Origin of the sequence: Bowmanella yangjiangensis, assembly GCF_018531185.1 — a bacterium.
Classification (GTDB): domain Bacteria; phylum Pseudomonadota; class Gammaproteobacteria; order Enterobacterales; family Alteromonadaceae; genus Bowmanella; species Bowmanella yangjiangensis.
In genome coordinates, this window is the sequence record NZ_JAHDJU010000003.1 from 841,929 (window position 1) to 842,229 (window position 301).

The window sequence follows — 301 nt, forward strand, 5'->3', positions numbered from 1 at the left end:
AGGTGTGACAGGGTAAGTGCAGGATTTGGTCCTAACAATAAAATACGGGCTTTGGGTGCATTTTATTGGATAAGCTCAGGGTTAAGTCCAGGGACTTTCATTAAAGGTTTGGAGAGTGGCAGTTAACGCAGGCAGCGCAGATTGGTGGTAAATCGCGCGCAATAAAAAAGGGCTATCCAATCGGATAGCCCTTCTTCGTATTGGGAGCCTGGCGGTGTGCTACTCTCACATGGGGAGACCCCACACTACCATCGCCGCTGTTACGTTTCACTTCTGAGTTCGGAATGGAGTCAGGTGGTTC

The 301-nt window shown here is 49.5% G+C and carries 1 rRNA gene; it reads right to left on the reverse strand.

Annotated features, from left to right (window positions below):
• Positions 1-206: 206 nt before the first annotated feature.
• A 5S ribosomal RNA gene (rrf, locus tag KJY73_RS19505) occupies positions 207-301 on the reverse strand; the annotation flags it as partial.